Below are 18,036 nucleotides of genomic sequence, written 5' to 3'. Positions count from 1 at the left end.
CACGACAGCAGCCAGAGAGGGTATGGGGTGATGACAAAAGCGGCAGAGGCTGAGAGCAAATGGGTTGCCGTCTCTGGTAAAAGAGGGGGGTCACCGTTTGTTCTGCTTAGTGACCATGCCGGACAGGTAATTCCGTCTCACCTGCAGGATCTGGGGCTGAGTGCGGCAGAGCGTGCGCGGCATATCGGGTGGGATATTGGCATTGATGGTGTCGGCCGTATTTTATCAGGCTTGTTAGAGTGCGTGCTGATAGAACAGGTGTGCTCTCGCCTGGTGATCGACTGTAATCGTGCTCCCGGACATCGTACTTCTGTTGTGACAGTTAGTGATGGTACGCTGGTGCCAGGGAACCAGAATTTATCGCCCGCGCAGCGCAAAGAGCGTGAAGAGACTATCCTGCATCCTTATCATGATCGTATTACCCGCGAGCTGGATGCACGTCAGGCCGCAGCTCTGCCTTCAGTTATTGTTTCCCTGCATAGCTTCACCCCTGAAATGAATGGCGTAAAGCGGCCCTGGCATGCTGGTTTGCTGCATAATCACGATTCACGTCTGGCACATATTATGATCGCGCTTTTGCGTGAAGAGGGACTGACTGTAGGGGATAATGAGCCTTATGCTCTGACAGATACCTCTGACTATACTGTGCCAAAACATGGTGAGCAGCGTAGCCTGCCTTATATCGAGCTTGAAATTCGCCAGGATCTGATCGCCAGTCCGCAGGGGCAGCTCGAATGGGCACAGCGCCTGGCCCGTCTGCTGCCGCAGGCATGGAGCATCTTTTGCCAGAAATACGGGGGCGAAACAGCCTCTGCACGCGAACAGGTTTCATAATGTCCAGCGTTAAAACAGATATTCCCTCAGCTATCCTTACAGGTCATGGCCGTATAGCCGGTGTCATTGGCTGGCCTGTTGAGCATTCACGCTCTCCTTTGCTGCATAATTACTGGCTGCGCCGTTATGGTATTGATGGTGCTTATGTACCGCTGCCTGTTCAGCCTGGTCAGTTCGAATTAGCTGTGAGGGGGCTTCAGGCCGCCGGATTCAAAGGAGCCAATGTTACTATCCCCCATAAAGAAGCAGCTTACGCCCTGGTGGATGAGCTTGATCACTCGGCAAAACGTGCAGGGGCGGTCAATACGCTGATTTTTGAAAAAAACGGGCGTATCAGAGGGGTGTCAACAGATGGCAGCGGTTTCGTTGCCAGTATGAAAGCCGCGGGTCATGCGCCGCAGGGAAAAGCTCTGCTGCTGGGGGCAGGTGGAGCTGCACGCTCTGTTGCAGCAGCTTTGCAGGATGCAGGTTTGCATGTCGCAGTAACAAACCGCACAGAGGCCCGCTCAGAAGCTCTGGCTCAGGCTCTTCCGGGGCTTGAAAGGGTGGCATGGGATGAATGGGAGAGCAGGCTTGGAGCATATGACCTGCTGGTTAACACCACCTCTCTTGGTATGGAGGGTGGGCCTGACCCGTTATTCTGTCCCTCTCTGGCTCAGGCATCATCGTCTCTGATTGTTGCCGATATTGTTTATGTTCCTTTGCTGACACCTTTGCTGGCACAGGCGCAAAAACAGGGACTGAAAACTGCAGGCGGGCTGGGTATGCTCCTTCATCAGGCGCGGCTTGGTTTTCGTGAGTGGTTTGGTCAGGACCCGCAGGTCGATGAACAGCTTGAAGCTTTTGTGCGTCAGAGTTTGTAGCAGGAAAAATACAGGGTTCCGATGCGCGTTCTTGGTCTGACCGGTGGTATGGGGATGGGAAAAACTACGGTGGCAGCTTTTCTGTCCCGTGCAGGTTTTCCCGTGTTTGATGCTGATGCGACGGTACGCGCCCTGCAGGCTGATCATGGTAAGGCATTACCATTTATCGCGCAGCTGGTGCCTGAATCGGTGAGTGATGGTCATCTGGACCGGGGGGCATTAAGGCGCGCTGTTGTGCAGCAGCCTGCTCTTCTCCGGCAGCTTGAGAAGATAATTCATCCGATGGTATGGGCTGAGCGTACGCAATTTTTGCGCAGGCACAGGCAGCAGGGAGCCCGCTGGGTGGTGTTAGATATTCCACTCCTGTTTGAAGCCGGTGCCTGGAGATTATGTGATTATATTGTCGTTGTCTCTGCACCTGCACGCATTCAGGCCGGGCGAGTTGCTCTGCGGCGCAGTATAACTAAAGCTGAGGCCCGCAGGCTCATTGCCAGGCAAATGCCAGACCGGCAAAAAAGGCGGCGTGCTGATCGTGTTATCAGAACGGGAGGTACAGTGCGGCAGACTATACAGCAGGTACAGTCGTTAATCAGGATGATGAAACAATGAAGCGCTCAGTTCTGTTTGATACAGAAACAACAGGATTTGACCCCGAAAAAGGCGACCGGGTTATTGAGATTGCCGCTCTTGAGCTGATTGATGATATGCCTACGGGCGAAGCATTTCATGTGCTGATTGACCCTGAGCGTGATGTGCCCGAGGAAGCAACCCGGGTGCATGGTTTTACAGCGGCAGACCTTGCCGGAAAGCCAAAATTTGCGGCTGTTGCTGAGGGCTTTATTGAGTTCGTACAGGATTCTTCGCTCATCGCGCATAATGCCCGCTTTGACTTTAAGTTTATGAATGCAGAGCTGAAAAAGGCAGGGTACCCGACACTTGATATGAGCCGTATGGTCGATACGCTTGATATGGCCCGTGAGCGTTTTCCCGGCATGCCCAATAGTCTTGATGCTCTGTGTCGTCGTTTTGGGGTCGATCTGTCTGCCAGAACAACACATAACGCTCTGCTCGACTGTAAACTTCTGGCAGATGTTTATGTTGAGCTTATGGGAGGGCGGCAGCGTGGTCTGGGGCTCACAGCAGATGACGAGCAGCAGCTGGCTGGTGCAGTCTACAGCGGACCTGCTCATCGTCGGGTGATTAGGATTGTGCCGTCAGAACAGGAGCTGACAGCACATCACGCCTTTCTTGAAAAGCTGGACAATCCTTTGTGGAGCAGATAAAAACAACATTCTATTGGTTTCAAATCAAAAAGATTTTTTCTTTTTTTTATAAATTATCTCTTTCTCTGGAATAGTTCAGTTTTTTCTTTTGTTGGCGCATGTTAAAATGCGGATAGTCTGAATCTGTTCTGTGATCCAGGAACGATGGACAGGCTGGTTTTCATATAAGGAGCCATTTGATGCGTGTTGCATCTGTTCATGTTTTTTCTGCTGCAGTTTGCTGCGCTTTATGGTCTCTTTCTGCGTGTGCGCAGTCACCTCTTGGCCCTAAAACGGGTGAAGTGACATTTCATACAAAATCAGCTGATCTTGGCGTAGGGTACACCTGGGGTGGGGGCGTTCTCAATTATGGTGGCCGTTCTTACCCCTTTAGTATTAAGGGAGCCTCTGCCGCGGCAGTTGGTTACTCGAGTGGCCAGAGTGTCGGGCAGGTATATAACCTTCAGCGTATTGAAGATTTTGCCGGCACCTTCTGGGCTCTGAGCGGAGAGGCAACCCTGGGGCGTGGGGTGAGCGGTCTTCTGATGGAAAATGATAACGGGGTCAGAATACGCCTCGATTATATTGCGCGCAGCGGTGCGCGTCTGGCGGCGTCTCCTTCACGTTTTACAGTCAGATTACTGAAACAGCCTGCTCTGCAGGAGGGTGATAAGAAACCCGCTTCGCCACCAGCTGCGGTTACAGATAAATCTCAGCCGGCCTCTGCTGCGCAGTAATAATACACTATAGTCAGGCTCCTGAGAGCAGTAGTCTGACAGTGTGGCTGATGATATTTTTTTCTTCAAAATATTCCAGTGCTCTGTGTCGGCCGGCCTGTCCCATCTGATGACGCAGCGTGCTGTTTTCTGAGAGTGTTTTCAGAGCCTTCGCCAGGGGTTCTGCCGTGCCTGGCGGAACAAGAAGACCAGTAACATTCTGAATAACCTGTTCACGGGGGCCGCTAATGTCTGTGCTGACAACAGGCAGCCCGGTCATCATAGCTTCAATAACCGACATTGGCAGGCCTTCAAAGTGGCTGGGTAGTGTGAAAATATCCGCTGCAGCCAGAAGAGCGGGAATGTCAGTGCGGTATCCCAGACATTTCAGCCTGCTTCCCAGAATATAGTGTGCCTGTTCAAAGTTTGCCTCTAAATCAGCACCGTGATCTGAGGGGAGGCGTTCTCCAACTATCCAGAGCTCTGCATCCGGTACAGAGGCCATAGCTGCCAGCAGCTCGGGGTAACCTTTGTGGCGTACCAGGCGTGACACTGCGATGATAACCGGTGTGCTTTCCGTTGTCATTAAACTGTCACGTATGCGTTGTCTTGCTTCAGGGTCTGGCCTGAAAACGCTGCTGTCCCGCCCGTTTCCAACAGCGTGTGGCTGCGGATGGATTCGCAGTCGTCGGACATCTTCTGCTTCTTCTGAGGATACTGTCAGATAGATATCTGTCAGATGTCCGCATAATTTTTCAAGCATAACCGCCAGCATGCGGCGTGCTTTTGACCCTGGCTGATTAAAGAGAAAGCCATGACATGTATAGGCGACGACAGGAACACGGCATATGGCAGCAGCCAGTCGCGCAAGTATGCCACTAATGGGCATATGAGCATGTACCATATCCGGTTTTTCGCGTTTTATGAGGCGAATGAGGCTCCAGAAAGCTCTGATTTGCCCGGGCAGAGAAAAAGAGCGGACAAAGGGGAGAGTTTCAATCCGAAAGCCTTCTGCGCGAGGTCTGTCGAGCAGAGGTCCATCGGCACACACACCGACCACCTCATGCCCTTCTTCTCTTAAGCGTCTCATTAATGGCAGGAGAAAGTGGTTCAGAGCGAAATCAACATTTGTGACTTCAAGAATTTTCATCTGCTACGGCTCACTCACCAGTGTGAGAGCCCATTTTATGGGGGGGCACGGCACAGGCTGTGTCTGCTGGCCCCGGCGGGCCAGGAACTCAGCCGACAAAGGTGTGTCCTGAGGGGTAATCTGTCTTTCTTTTTCTAATCGACGAGCATGGAGTGCAGCAGTGGCCTCTGCCCGGCTGAGCGTGGTCTGAGAGGCTGCGGCATGGTTGCGTGCGCGGGTATTGTCGTACTGCAGGCGTGTAACGCCTTCGAACAGTGTCGGGATGCTGTCTGCCGGGGGTGGATCACGCGGAATTGGTGCGTAATCATCCTCTTCCCCGGTTTCAGGCACTGAGTTTTCTGTGAAGGAGAGAAGTGCTTCCTGCTCAGGAATACTGACCTGTTGTTCTGCTGCAACCTGTGGAGCGGGACTGACCGGAGCCATATTCAGGAAGGCAGGGACCGTATCGTCAGATTCCGTAAGGGCCAGATCTGCATTGTCAGAGACAGGTATTTCTCTGTTTTCTACAGCTTCTGTTTTTTCTTCCGGCTGTGTTTTTTCAGGAACAGAAGGAGTCAGTACAATCTGGAGGGTCGGCTGTCGTTGTGACGTGCCAAGGTAGACGCTTTCTTCCACTGTTGCCAGAGCATCAGACTGAAACAGCCAGCTTTCTTCATCTGTGTGTAACAGGAGCCCATGACTGGTTTTTTCAACTGTAACATTGGGGTGCAGATGAAAGCGCACGCAGAAATCAGTCCGGGTGCCGCCAGGCAGAGAGTCTTCTCCGCGCAGACTCTGACCATCAGCACTGAGATAAAGCAGGCGTGTAAAAATGCCACCCCCCCGGGATTCAAAACCATCATGCGTCATGTGGAGCCAGCTGGCTCCACTCTGGCTGGCCTGGGCTGCTGTAATCTTAGGGCGATGGGCAATGCTGCCATCTTTTTGGATATCGACAGGTGAGATATCCGGAAATTCAAGAACAGAGTGGGCAGCAGCCTGTCGCAGCGCTTTATTCCACCCGGGCTGTGTGCTGGAGCCACAATTGACGATGATACGACTGCGGCCTGATGCAAATTCGAATGACAGCATACCGGCATGGGCTGTTTTGTCATGGCCTGAAGGAGCGCAGGTCGCAGTATCAGCAATCAGCAAAGCACGGCCACTTGCCATGCGGGTATAGCCGCCATCAGCCAGGCTTGACGCCATAATACGTGAGCGTGAGGCACGGTTCAGAATATGCTCAATTGTCGCAGAATCATGCTCTGAACTACCATTAAAAAGCATGAGGCCGCCGTCATTATGGCGCATAGTGCGCAGGGCTGCGACGGCACGTTCTGTCATGGCGGTCAGATTGGGGGGGATAGACAGGCGCGCCGTCTGATGAAAGCTCAGAATTTCAGCTATTTCTTTGACAGCTTTGAGCTGATGGTCAGGGTTACGCGTAATATGAGTGCCATCAGCCAGAAATTGTTGTGTAATAAGGTGTGGGCTTAGCTTCAGATAACATGCGAGAAACTCTTTAAACTGAGGCAGAGCGATAGCAACACCCAGTAACCCTTTCATAGCTGTGAGCGCATGCCATCCTTTGGCATATTCGGGCATCAGAGCGATAACAGAACGCCCTTCCATAATCAGGGCTTTGATAAGAGCCTCACGGAAAGGTTCATCAGCAGTCGCTGCAAAAAAATCGTAATATGAAAGCCAGGCTGTCAGGCGGGTGCCGGTAACTGACGGGTCTGAAACCTGGCGCTCAGCAGCAGGAATATGGATCCATGATGAGACCAGGCTGCGCGCTTTGATACGGGCAGACTCGGCCCCCAGTTCACGCAGGTCACGCAGCCATTCAAAGCTCTGAAGCCACCTGCGGTAGGTCTCGGGCCATGAGGAATCATCCCAGATGCCATAGTGAAGCTTACGGGTTACTCCCTCAAAGTATGTCTGGTTATGGACCAGACGCTCGCCTGTAGCGGGGTTTCCCGGCCATGGGTCGCGCAGGGTCTGAGCCGGGGACTCCGGCATTGGCTTTCTCCACCTGACCGGATTGCGCATGGCAAAAGCAAGGCGGGTATCGCGGGTCCAGCGGCGCAGTGGCATCTGAGGAAATATGCTCCGGAGGTTAGAGAACAGAAAGACTTAAATAAGAGTTATACGCGTAATGCTGCGATGGCCTTAGCATAATCACTTTGATTATAAACGGAGCTGCCGGCAATAAGCGTATCGGCGCCAGCATTCACCGCCAGTCGTGCAGTTTCCGGGTTTATACCACCGTCAACAGATAGTCTGATATCACGCTCTGAGTGCGTGATCATGTCACGTATACGCCGTATTTTCCCAAGCTGGCTCTGAAGAAATTCCTGGCCGCCAAAACCTGGGTTAACCGTCATGACCAGAATAATATCAGTAATATCGAGGAGTTCACTGACCGCTTCAGGCGGGGTCGCAGGGCAGAGAACAATACCTGGTTTAACGCCCATTTTTCGTATGCGCTGAAGCAGGTAATGCGCATGAGGACCGGCTTCAACATGCACAAGAATGTGATCGGCTCCGGCTTTTGCAAAGGCCTCAAGGTAGGGGTCAGCTGGCTCAATCATCAGGTGCACATCAAATGGTAATGTGCTGTGAGGGCGCAGTGCTTTGACAACAGGCGGGCCAAACGACAGGTTGGGCACAAAGTGCCCGTCCATCACGTCAAGATGAATCCAGTCTGCGCCAGCTTTATCAACGGCTTGTACTTCCTCACCCAGGCGGGCAAAGTCAGCGGAGAGGATGCTCGGTGCGATAAGAGTACGTGTCAGTGCTGTCATGCATTGAAGTATTGGCAATAAAACGACAACTTGCAACTCTCGCTGATAAAGAATTTACCTTTCAGGACAGATAAAACGTGCGGCAAAGAATCCGTCCATACCACCCTTATCAGCCCACAGGCCCGGGTGGGTGCGCAGCCAGCCTTCAGGCGTCAGGGCCTCAGGTAAAAAGCTGAGTTCTTCAGCCGTAAACGGAGATGGTTTCCAGCCCATGGCTACGGCGGCGCGTGCTCTTGCTGGTCCTTCTTCTTCCTGGAGGGAGCAGACCGCGTAGATCAGGCGACCGCCAGGTTTGAGCATAGTTCTGGCTGCTTCGAGCATCTGGTCCTGTTGCCTGGTGAGGGCAGGCAGGTCCTGCGGGCGTTTGACCCACAGTACATCAGGGTGTCGGCGGATGGTGCCGGTCGCAGAGCACGGAGCATCAAGTAAAATAGCATCCTGCAACGCGTCAGGCTGCCATGTGGTGGCATCAGCCTGAATAACGGTTGCCGGGCATGCCAGACGCTCCATATTTTCGTGCAGGCGGTTCAGGCGGCTGGTGTTTTGTTCAACAGCGGTAACTGTTGCACCAGTAAAAGCGAGCTGAGCTGTTTTACCACCCGGTGCGGCACACAAATCTGCCACCAGTTCGCCGGCCTGTGCATTAAGCAGCCGTGCGGGCAGGGTTGCTGCGGCGTCCTGTACCCAGAATGTGCCCTCATCATAACCAGGAAGTTCGCTGACGCGCGTGCCGGCAGGCAGGCGTACAGAACCGTTTGGCAATACAACCCCCATCTCTGTCAGCGGGGAGGTTATGCCAGGGCGCAATGTCAGGTCGAGAGGTGCCTCATCACACAGTTCACGGGCAATAGCACGCGGGGTACCTTTTCCCAGTTTGTTCCATGCTGTCCAGAGCCATGCAGGAATGTTCTGGCGTTCCTGATCAATACCATCCAGCAGCGTTTTGCCCTGGTCAGCAACTTTACGTAGTACGGCATTTGCCAGACCAGCAAAAGGAGCCAGCTTGCGACGGCGCAGAAGAGAGACAGTTGTGCCAACAGCAGCATGAGGGGGCGCATCAAGGAACAGAAGCTGTGCGCAGCCCATCATCAGAGCAATACGTACGGGTTCAGGCGGCTCTTTGCGTAAAAAGGGTTCCAGCACAGCCCGCAATGTACCCATATGGCGTAAGGTTGCTGCCGCCAGGCGGTGGGCTGCTGCTCTGTCACGGGGTTCAGCATTATGTTGTGTCGCAGACTTTGAGAGAGAACCCTCAAGCATGCGTCTGTGCTCGACTACGCCACAAAGGATATCAAAGGCGACATCACGCGTCGGGTCAGGCTGCGGCTGTATATTTTTCTTGCGCGCAGGGGGGCGTTTTCCATGAGGGCGGCGGGATTCTGCTGTCATCAGCTCACTATCAGATTGCGCAACTGCGCGAAGTATGTCGAAGGGCGGGCGGTCAGCCTACCAGTAATGCTTCCCCGCCCTGGCAGGCCGGAGCAGTTTTGTCCAGAAAATGCTTCACAACTGTCGGGTAAAGGCGGTGCTCCTGCTTGAGAACACGTGCGGCAAGAGCGTCTGCCGTGTCGCCTGGCAGGACAGGTACAGCCGCCTGACCAAGAACTGGCCCTTCATCCATATCTTCTGTTACGATATGAACGGTGCAGCCATGTAAGCGTACACCAGCTTCAAGAGCACGTTCATGTGTGTGCAGGCCAGGGAAAGAAGGCAGAAGACTGGGGTGGATGTTGAGCATCCGGCCGGCCCAGGTGCTTGTCAGCCACGGGGTGAGCAGACGCATATACCCGGCAAGGCATATCAGTTCAGCTCCCGCTTCAGTCAGGCAGGCATGCAAAGCCTGCTCATGTGCTTCACGGTTTTTACCAAACGGGCGGTGGTCAACAACCTGGGTGCGCAAGCCGGCCTGACGTGCAACTTCAAGTCCGGGAGCTTCAGGGTTGTTGCTGATAACAATGCAGACCTGCGCAGGAAAATTTTCTGCTTTGCAGGCTTCAATCAGAGCCGTGGCATTGCTGCCCCGGCCACTGATAAGTAATGCGACAGGTGTTTTAGTCATTTTTAAACCTGGTGAAAATCAGGGCAGGCCTGCATTTTCAGACCTGCTTTAGCGGTGCTGTCGGCGGCCTGCTCAATATGACCGATTACCGTGGCAGGCTCTCCTGCCTCTCTGAGCATGGCCAGAACGTCATCAGGTTTGTCGGTAATCAGCACCATACCAATGCCACAGTTAAAGACGCGCAGCATCTCTTCATTTTCGACATTGCCTGTGCGGGCAAGCCAGCTGAATACACCAGGAACCGGCCACTCTGCAGTGATAACGGCGTCAAGGCCATTGGGCAGAACACGAGGCAGATTACCAGGCAGGCCGCCGCCGGTAATGTGGGCAGCCGCGTGGAGAAGGCCTGCACGATGTAAAGTCAGAACAGGTTTTACATACAGGCGTGTTGGTGTGAGCAGTGCCTCACCCAGTGACTGGCCCGGAGCGAAGGCAGCCGGGTCTGTCCAGGTCAGATGTGCATCAGCAACGATACGGCGTGCAAGTGAGTAGCCGTTGGAGTGAATGCCTGATGAAGGCAGGGCAATCAGTGTGTCGCCTGCTGCGATGTTACGGGGCAGCAGATTATCACGCTCTGCCGCACCGACTGAGAAACCAGCGAGATCGTAATGACCATCAGCATACATCCCTGGCATTTCAGCAGTTTCGCCACCAACCAGCGCACAGCCGGAATCTTTACAGCCCTGGGCAATGCCTCTGACAATGCGTGTTGCGTTGTCAACGGAGAGGCGGCCTGTTGCAAAATAGTCAAGGAAGAACAGAGGCTCAGCACCCTGTACAATCAGGTCGTTGACGCACATAGCAACCAGGTCAATGCCGATTGTTTCATGCAGGTCGGTTTCAATGGCGAGGGTCAGCTTCGTGCCGACACCATCGGTGCATGAAACGAGAACAGGGTCTTTAAAGCCGGCAGCCTTCAGGTCGAATAATGCACCAAAGCCGCCAAGACCACCCATGGTGCCAGGACGATCGGTCGCGCTGGCAGCCGGGCGGATGGCATCGATCAGGGCTTCTCCTGCTTCAATATCCACACCAGAGTCACGATATGTCAGACCGGAGGATGAACTGGAAGAAGACGTCATAATGGCACACTTACTTTGCTAAGGAATCGATGTGATGGTACAGAGTGTACAGATTTGTGAGGAAGTCTTTACGGCAGGTCGCGCGACACGCAAAGCGGCTTGAAACGGAATAACGGAATAAAAATCAGTGCATGATAACCCCGAATTTCTGAAAAGGCAGGGAAAAACCTTCGATCAGAAGGAAAAACTGGCCAAAGAAGGCGGGGTGAAATCAGCTCAGGAAGTTTTTCAGACAGCATCGTCAGTAAGAGGAAACGGGCAGACAGCGTTGCCATTTATGCGTCATTCCCGATTCGAACGATCTGATTTTGTTGCAGCCCCCTCTAATGCAGCGGCGCGTATCTGGGTTCTGGATCCGGAGGCCCGGTGGCAGTGGCCAGAGGGTCGTCTGGTGTTGTGGGGTGATGAGGGTACAGGCAAAACGCATCTGCTTTCGGTCTGGTCAGGGCGGCACGGTGCACCCGTTATCGATGGAACCCGTCTCTGTAATGCAGATGTTGCTGCTCTTTCGCATGAAAAGCTGAGTGCTCTGGCACTTGATAATGCAGATTGTGTGTCGCAGGAGCGTGACCTGCTGCATCTTATTAATATGTCACGTGAGCGGCGCATTTCTCTTTTAATGACTGCCCGTACACCTCCTGCACGCTGGTCTGTCGCTCTGCCAGATCTGGTGAGCCGTTTGCGTGCCACGACTTCTGTGCCCATTGGTCCGGCAGAAGAGGCTTTGCTGCGGCGTTTATTTTTGCGTTTGCTGGCTGAACGTCAAATTGTGGTGGGGCAGTCAGTTACAGACTGGCTGCTCAGGCGCCTGCCACGCAATGCTGGTGTGATCAGAGATATGACAGAGCGGCTGGATAATCTGGCTCTGGAATCCGGAGGGAAGGTGACCCGTAAGCTGGCTCAGGAGGTTCTTGAGCAGATAAATGGCCACTCAGATACATTCTGAGAATTTTTTTTATTTTCTGGTTTCTTCGACCGTAATGCTGTTTGCGTACTAAAGATATCAGTAAATTTTACGAATGCGAAATAAACGTAAAAGCCCGGCCTGTTTTTACGCATGAAGTGCAAAAACCACCTTTGGGACGGAGCTTTTGTAAGTGAAAATCAGGGGTTTTATGGTTTGCCTGTAGTCTTGCTCTGAGGGGGTATTCAGGTCAGGATAGCCGCGAATGTAATATTGTAACGTATTTTGTACAAAACAGGATAATCGGGTGAGCATATGGCAGGAATTGTAAAATACGCGTCGTTGTTCGGCATTCTGGCCTGCGGGTCTGTGATGCTGTCAGACGCCCGTGCCGATGAAGGCATGTGGACGATGGATAATCTGCCCGTCAGACAACTGGCAGAGCGGTATAATTTTACGCCCACACAAAAATGGATTGAGCACGTCACCAAATCTTCTGCGCGACTGGCGCTTGGGTGCTCAGCCTCTTTTGTGTCAGCAGATGGTCTCGTAATGACCAACCATCACTGTGCGAACACCTGCCTGCAGCAGCTTTCTGATTCAAAACATAATTATTTTCAGGATGGTTATTATACCGCATCTCCGGCCCAGGAGCAGAACTGCCCGGCGATGGAACTTAATCAGCTTGACAGCATTACGGACGTAACAGACCGGATGCAGGCGGCGCTCAAAGGCAAAGATGGTGAGGCTTATACAAAGGCTCGTCAGGCTGAAGAGAGTGCTATTGAAAAAGAATGTGCCGGCACAGATGCCAAAACCTGGCGCTGTGAGGTTGTCAGCCTGTATCATGGTGGTCGCATAGCGCTGTATAAATACCACCGTTATCAGGATGTCCGTATGGTTATGGCTCCTGACCAGAATGCGGCATTCTTTGGTGGTGACCCGGACAACTTTAATTTCCCGCGTTATGACCTCGATATGGCGTTTTTGCGGGTTTATGAAAATGGCAAGCCTGCCAAAGTTTCTTCTTATCTGCCATTTGATCCGGTCGGCCCGGCAGCAGGGCAGCTGGTCTTTACCTCAGGCAACCCTGGTTCGACCGAGCGCGAGCTGCCTCTGGCTGATCTGGAATTTCGTCGCAATGTGATGGTTCCGTTCGTGACAGATGCTTACTCAGCACTTGATGGTGTGCTGTGGCAGTATAGTCGTGAAAGTGCCAGCCATCGCCAGGAAGCGCAGGAGCGTATTTTTGGTATAGAAAACAGCCTTAAAGTTTTCCGTGGACGAGTGCCTGTGCTGGCTGATTCAAAGTTTCTGATGGCAAAGGTTAAAAGCGAAACCGAACTGAAGAACTGGATCAATGCAGACCCTGAACGTCAGAAACTTTATGGCGATCCATGGGCTAAAAATACCCAGGCTATAGCTGTAGAAGAGCAGATTTTTAAGCCTTATATGATGCTTGAGCGCTCTTCAGGTCTTGGTGGTGATCTGTTTGCTTATGCAAAACTGCTGGTGCGTGCTGCTGATGAGCGTCAGAAGCCAGATGCCAGCCGTCTGAGCGCGTATCATGATGCTAACCTTCCTGCTCTTGAGGCAGAACTGGCGTCAGTGGCTCCTGTGTATCCTGAACTGGAAAAAACAGAACTTGCATTTTCTCTGACCAGACTGCGTCAGGTTCTTGGCGCTGACAGCAAGCTGACACAGCTTGTCCTGGCCAAATCATCTCCTGAAGAGCTGGCGAATGAGCTTGTGGGAGGCACAAAGCTTGCTGATCCTGCTGTGCGTCTTGCCTTGTGGAAAGGTGGAGCAAAAGCGATTGCTGCATCAGATGATCCGATGATTGTTCTGGCCAGAAAAATTGAGCCAGAAGCTCGTAATCTGCGCCATCAGATGGATGATGATGTGCTTGCTCCATCACGTCAGGCTTCTGAAGCAATGGCAAAAGCACGTTTTGCCCGTGACGGTATGGCATCATATCCTGATGCAACCTTTACACAGCGTCTGTCCTTTGGGCAGGTTAAAGGCTGGAACGAAGATGGTCGCGCTATTCCGCCATTTACGTATTTCTCCGGCTTGTATGAGCGTGCCACCGGCGCAGATCCCTACAAGCTGAGCCAGCCATGGGTTGACGCTAAAGCGCATCTGAACATGAAAACGCCGTTTGATTTTGTTTCGACCAACGATATTATCGGCGGTAATTCAGGTTCTCCGGTTATTGATGCCCAGGGACATGCTGTTGGCCTGATTTTTGACGGGAATATTCACTCTCTGGGTGGAGATTTCTTCTATGATGAAAGCAATAACAGAGCAGTCGCTGTTGATAGTGCTGCTATTATCGAGGCATTGAAGGTTGTTTATAAAGATCAGGCGCTGGCAGATGAGCTGGTAAAGGGACATCTGTAAAATAGTTTGCTTCTGATCTCTGTTTCAGCAGGATGTCATATTTTATCCTGCTGAAATATTTTGTATTTATACGTTCTGCGCGGTAGTGTCAGGACGATATAAAATAAGGAGACAGCAGTGGTGGTGCGGAGCAGGCAGGACAATAAAACCGGTGTTGCTATAAGACGCCGTGCAAAACGCCCTCCTGGTGCCACTGCGCCTTCTAAAAAAAAACCCGTAAAGCCTCAGATCGCGTCTGATTCCCCTGAGCGTTTCATTAATCGTGAGCTCTCATGGCTTGATTTTAATCAGCGCGTTGTTGAGGAGGCAGATAACCCCCGCAACCCCTTGCTTGAGCGGCTTCGCTTTCTTTCTATCAGCGCCAGTAACCTCGATGAATTTTATTCTGTTCGTGTTGCTGGTCTGGTTGGTCAGGTAAGAGAAGGGCTTGCGGCGTTCTCTCCCGATGGTCTGACTCCCGCAGAGCAGTTAAATGCTGTGCGTGAACGCTCTGTTGTGCTGCTGCATGAACAGCAGCGAATATGGCTTGAGCTCAGAGCGTTGCTCGCTGAGTCTGATGTTATATTGCAGGATATACCAGAGCTTGATGACGCCGATCGTGCCTGGCTTGTTTCCTGTTTTATGGACCGGATTTTTCCGGTGCTGACACCGCTGGTTGTTGATTCAGCGCATCCGTTACCATTCATCCCCAATATGGGTCTTGCTCTGGCCCTGCGTCTGCTGAATTGTGAAACTGACGATTTCGTGATGAATGCGCTTATTCTTCTGCCTGCGCAGGTTGAGCGTTTTATTCGTCTGCCTGTCAGGGATGGTAATGGCAGCCGTAAAGTGCGCTTCATTCGCCTTGAAGATATGATAGCGCTGTGCATCGATAAACTGTTTCCTGGTCTGGTTATTGGCGAAAGCGGCATGTTACGTGTGGTGCGTGACACGGATGTCGAGTTTGAAGATGAAGCCGAAGATCTGGTGCGCTCATATGAAAGTGCATTAAAACGCCGCCGCCGTGGTGTGGTTATCCATCTCGACATGGAAGCGTGCGTTCCCAGAGAGCTTGCTTCGGCTATTGCGGCGGACCTCGATCTGCCGGATGAAGAGATTATTGTGCACCCGGGTATCATAGGTGTTTCTGACCTGAAGCAGATGATAGTCGATGACAGGCCTGATCTGCTTTTCCCGCCTTATACGCCACGCTTCCCGGAGCGTATTCTTGATTTTAACGGCGATTGTTTCGCTGCTATTCGTGCAAAAGATCTGCTGGTACACCACCCGTTTGAAAGCTTCGATGTGGTGGTGCAGTTTCTGCGGCAGGCTGCACTTGACCCTAATGTCATTGCAATTAAGCAAACTCTGTACCGTACGTCCCGTGACTCTCCTATTGTTAAGGCTCTGATAGAAGCGGCTGAAGCAGGCAAGTCAGTGACAGCAATGGTTGAGCTACGGGCCCGTTTTGATGAGGAGGCGAATATTCGCCTCTCCCGGGCGCTTGAGGCTGCCGGTGTGCAGGTTGTTTTTGGGTTTGCTGACCTGAAAACACATGCGAAACTCAGCCTGGTTGTGCGGCGGGAAGGGAACCAGGTTCGTTCTTATGCACATTTTGGCACGGGGAATTATCATCCCATTACGGCCAGAATTTATACAGACTTGTCTTTCTTTACCTGCAAGCCAGAGCTGGCTCGTGATTCTGCACGGTTATTTAACTATGTTACGGGTTACGCGCTGCCGGCTGAAATGGAGGAAATATCATTTTCCCCTATTACAATCCGTAAGACACTGGTTGAACAGATTAATGCTGAAATCAGCCTGGCTAAAGCAGGGAAGCAGGCCAGTATCTGGCTGAAAATGAATTCATTGGTCGACCCTGAGCTGATTGATCATTTGTATCGTGCATCACAGGCAGGGGTGAAGATCTCGGCTGTTGTGCGCGGTATGTGTTGTCTGCGCCCTGGTGTCCCTGGTCTTTCAGACAATATACGGGTGAAATCGATCGTCGGGCGGTTTCTGGAGCATTCCCGTATTTTTGTATTTGGTAATGGTCATCGTCTGCCGTCGCGTCATGCCCGGGTTTATATTTCGTCCGCTGACTGGATGACACGTAACATGGACTGGCGGGTTGAGAGTATGGTGCCGATCACAAACCCGACGGTGCATGCTCAGGTTGTCGGTCAGATTATGGTATCTAATATAAAAGATACACTGCAGTCATGGATGCTTGAGCCCAATGGTAAATGGCGCAGAGTTGCTCCTGGCAGAAAGCCCTTCTCGGCGCATGAATGGTTTATGACAAACTCTTCTCTTTCCGGGCGCGGTTCGGCAGCTCATGAGGGAGGGGTGAGGGCTCCTGCCACGTTGTCTTCCTTTCAGAACCTGATGTTTGACGCATAAAGAGAAAGAGCAGAAATGCAGAATGATATTCCTCGTCGTTCGGCTGTAGTCGATCTCGGGTCGAACTCCGTCCGTCTCGTTGTGTTCGAAGGGGTATCACGCAACCCTGTTCCGATTTTTAACGAAAAAGCAGTGCTTCGCCTTGGTAAAGGGCTGACACAGACAGGTATGCTCAATGAGGAGGGTGTAACGCTTGCGCTGGACGTGCTGAAGCGTTTTCATGCCATTGCCCGCGCTATGCATGCTGATCCGTTTGAAATTCTGGCAACGGCTGCCGTGCGTGATGCAAGAAATGGCCCGGGATTTATAGATGCACTGCGTAGCCATATGCCTGGCGTGCCCATTCGCATTCTTTCAGGCGAAGAAGAGGCTGACCATTCGGCTATTGGTGTGATGTGTGGCATCCCGGGTGCTTCAGGTATTGTCGCAGATATCGGAGGGGGCTCTCTGGAGCTGATTAATCTGACGCGTAAAGGTCGTCATGATGCAAGTACGTTACCACTTGGTGTAATCAGATTAGGAGACCGCTCTCAGGGCGATATCAAAATAGCCAAGCAGCTGGCTGATGACGATATTGATAATGTAAGGTGGCTGAGTAAGCTTAAAGGCAGTACGCTTTATCTGGTCGGCGGGGCATTTCGTGCACTGGCCCGCCTGCATATTGCCCGTATGCAGTATCCTCTTAATATTATTCATTACTATACGCTTGATGCTGAAGAGGCACGTGAGATGACCGGCTGGCTGTTGCATGCACCACGCCGCGGGCTTGAGCGGTTGTCAGGGTCTCCTAAAAAGCGTTTGTCAGATATACCTTTTGCCGCAACTGTGCTGCGCCGTCTGCTGAGAAAAATACAGCCTGAGCGGGTTGTGTTTTGTGTCGATGGTCTGCGTGAGGGGTGGTACATGCTTAATGTCGCCCCTGACTGCCTTGAGCAGGACCCGATGGAGGTTGTGGCGCAGGATATGTGTCTGCGGCTCGGGCGAAGCATGAAGATGCCAGGCGTGCTGCTGCGGTGGACTGATTCTTTGTTTATAAAAGAAACAAAGCGCCAGAATCGACTGCGCCGTATTGCCTGTCGTATTTCAGATGTTGGTAGTCATGATCATCCTGAATATCGTGCTGAGCAGACATACTGGCGTGTATTAAGGCTGCAGGGTACCGGCTTTGATCATAAGGCCCGTGCATGGCTGGCCCTGGCCCTGGCGGTCAGATATTCTGCTGTTTCTGATGAGGCATATTTATCAACATCACGAATTTTGCTTGAAGATGATGAGTGGAATCGTGCGATAATACTTGGGCAGGCATTGCGGCTTGCATATTCTGTTGCAGGTGGAACCGCAGCTCTGCTTGAGGGGACGGAACTCGTCAGCCAGCGTAAAGAACTTGTTTTGCGGCTGAGTTCGTCATGTGTGGCAGTAAAAGGGGATAGTGTAAGGCGTGGACTGGCCCGGGTTGGTCAGGCTATGTCATTGCCAGTGCGCATTGAAGAAGCAGATTCATAAAAAATATTTGGTTAATCTGATCTTTTTTGTGCAAGATTATGGTGTGTTTTTATAAAAAAAGAATACCCTCTTTGCATCAGCAAAGAGTATTC

At 52.2% G+C, this 18,036-nt stretch carries 15 protein-coding genes; 9 read left to right on the top strand and 6 right to left on the bottom strand.

Annotated elements, in window-relative coordinates; translation table 11 throughout:
- Window positions 1–30: 30 nt before the first annotated feature.
- The 5 genes from HK11_RS06105 to HK11_RS06085 all read left to right on the top strand — a co-directional run bounded on the left by HK11_RS06105 (window position 31) and on the right by HK11_RS06085 (window position 3,696).
- Window positions 31–834, top strand: coding sequence for an N-formylglutamate amidohydrolase (locus tag HK11_RS06105; RefSeq protein WP_086554447.1), 804 nt, complete (start codon window positions 31–33; stop codon window positions 832–834).
- The gene (locus HK11_RS06100; protein ID WP_086554446.1) at window positions 834–1,697 is read left to right on the top strand and encodes a shikimate dehydrogenase; all 864 of its coding nucleotides are present in this window, start codon (window positions 834–836) and stop codon (window positions 1,695–1,697) included. Before HK11_RS06105 ends, HK11_RS06100 begins: the two co-directional genes overlap by 1 nt.
- Before the next feature lie 21 nt (window positions 1,698–1,718).
- A complete protein-coding gene (coaE, locus tag HK11_RS06095) occupies window positions 1,719–2,306 on the top strand; it encodes a dephospho-CoA kinase (RefSeq protein ID WP_086554445.1) in 588 nt (195 codons plus the stop codon).
- Window positions 2,303–2,980, top strand: a complete 678-nt coding sequence (dnaQ, locus tag HK11_RS06090; RefSeq protein WP_086554444.1) for a DNA polymerase III subunit epsilon — start codon at window positions 2,303–2,305, stop codon at window positions 2,978–2,980. The genes coaE and dnaQ overlap by 4 nt, the downstream gene beginning before the upstream one ends.
- Before the next feature lie 179 nt (window positions 2,981–3,159).
- Entirely contained in the window at window positions 3,160–3,696 is a 537-nt protein-coding gene (locus tag HK11_RS06085) for a hypothetical protein (protein WP_233127753.1), read from the top strand.
- A 13-nt stretch (window positions 3,697–3,709) separates the two neighbouring features.
- On the opposite strand, the gene HK11_RS06080 is transcribed toward HK11_RS06085, so the two are convergent.
- Genes HK11_RS06080 through purM form a run of 6 tightly spaced genes read right to left on the bottom strand, consistent with a single transcriptional unit; the run spans window position 3,710 to window position 10,752 of the window.
- Window positions 3,710–4,825 carry a glycosyltransferase family 4 protein gene (locus HK11_RS06080; protein ID WP_086554443.1) on the bottom strand — a complete coding sequence of 372 codons (1,116 nt, stop codon included), beginning with the start codon at window positions 4,823–4,825 and terminating at the stop codon, window positions 3,710–3,712.
- Window positions 4,826–4,828: 3 nt separating this feature from the next.
- Entirely contained in the window at window positions 4,829–6,901 is a 2,073-nt protein-coding gene (locus HK11_RS06075) for a heparinase II/III family protein (RefSeq protein ID WP_086554442.1), read from the bottom strand.
- A gap of 50 nt (window positions 6,902–6,951) precedes the next feature.
- Window positions 6,952–7,611 carry a ribulose-phosphate 3-epimerase gene (gene rpe, locus HK11_RS06070; RefSeq protein ID WP_086554441.1) on the bottom strand — a complete coding sequence of 220 codons (660 nt, stop codon included), beginning with the start codon at window positions 7,609–7,611 and terminating at the stop codon, window positions 6,952–6,954.
- A 54-nt stretch (window positions 7,612–7,665) separates the two neighbouring features.
- Window positions 7,666–9,000 carry an RsmB/NOP family class I SAM-dependent RNA methyltransferase gene (locus tag HK11_RS06065; RefSeq protein WP_086554440.1) on the bottom strand — a complete coding sequence of 445 codons (1,335 nt, stop codon included), beginning with the start codon at window positions 8,998–9,000 and terminating at the stop codon, window positions 7,666–7,668.
- Window positions 9,001–9,052: 52 nt separating this feature from the next.
- Complete coding sequence (gene purN / locus HK11_RS06060; protein ID WP_086554439.1) at window positions 9,053–9,670, bottom strand: phosphoribosylglycinamide formyltransferase; 618 nt, start codon at window positions 9,668–9,670, stop codon at window positions 9,053–9,055.
- Between the two features lie 2 nt (window positions 9,671–9,672).
- Window positions 9,673–10,752 (bottom strand): phosphoribosylformylglycinamidine cyclo-ligase, encoded by a 1,080-nt coding sequence (gene purM / locus HK11_RS06055; protein ID WP_086554438.1) that lies wholly within the window; start codon window positions 10,750–10,752, stop codon window positions 9,673–9,675.
- Between the two features lie 205 nt (window positions 10,753–10,957).
- On the opposite strand from purM, the gene HK11_RS06050 reads away from it, so the two are divergent.
- The 4 genes from HK11_RS06050 to HK11_RS06035 all read left to right on the top strand — a co-directional run bounded on the left by HK11_RS06050 (window position 10,958) and on the right by HK11_RS06035 (window position 17,944).
- Window positions 10,958–11,698 (top strand): chromosomal replication initiator DnaA, encoded by a 741-nt coding sequence (locus HK11_RS06050; RefSeq protein ID WP_086554512.1) that lies wholly within the window; start codon window positions 10,958–10,960, stop codon window positions 11,696–11,698.
- Between the two features lie 273 nt (window positions 11,699–11,971).
- Window positions 11,972–14,059: a S46 family peptidase gene (locus HK11_RS06045; RefSeq protein WP_086554437.1), complete on the top strand. Its 2,088-nt coding sequence runs from the start codon at window positions 11,972–11,974 to the stop codon at window positions 14,057–14,059.
- A 120-nt stretch (window positions 14,060–14,179) separates the two neighbouring features.
- A complete protein-coding gene (locus HK11_RS06040) occupies window positions 14,180–16,441 on the top strand; it encodes an RNA degradosome polyphosphate kinase (protein WP_255375968.1) in 2,262 nt (753 codons plus the stop codon).
- Window positions 16,442–16,456: 15 nt separating this feature from the next.
- Window positions 16,457–17,944, top strand: a complete 1,488-nt coding sequence (locus HK11_RS06035; protein ID WP_086554435.1) for a Ppx/GppA family phosphatase — start codon at window positions 16,457–16,459, stop codon at window positions 17,942–17,944.
- Window positions 17,945–18,036: the final 92 nt, after the last annotated feature.

The sequence above is a fragment of the Acetobacter sp. DmW_043 genome, from assembly GCF_002153485.1.
GTDB lineage: Bacteria > Pseudomonadota > Alphaproteobacteria > Acetobacterales > Acetobacteraceae > Acetobacter > Acetobacter thailandicus.
The sequence above is the reverse complement of the archived record's forward strand: the minus strand, read 5'-3'. Positions and strand labels throughout refer to the sequence as shown.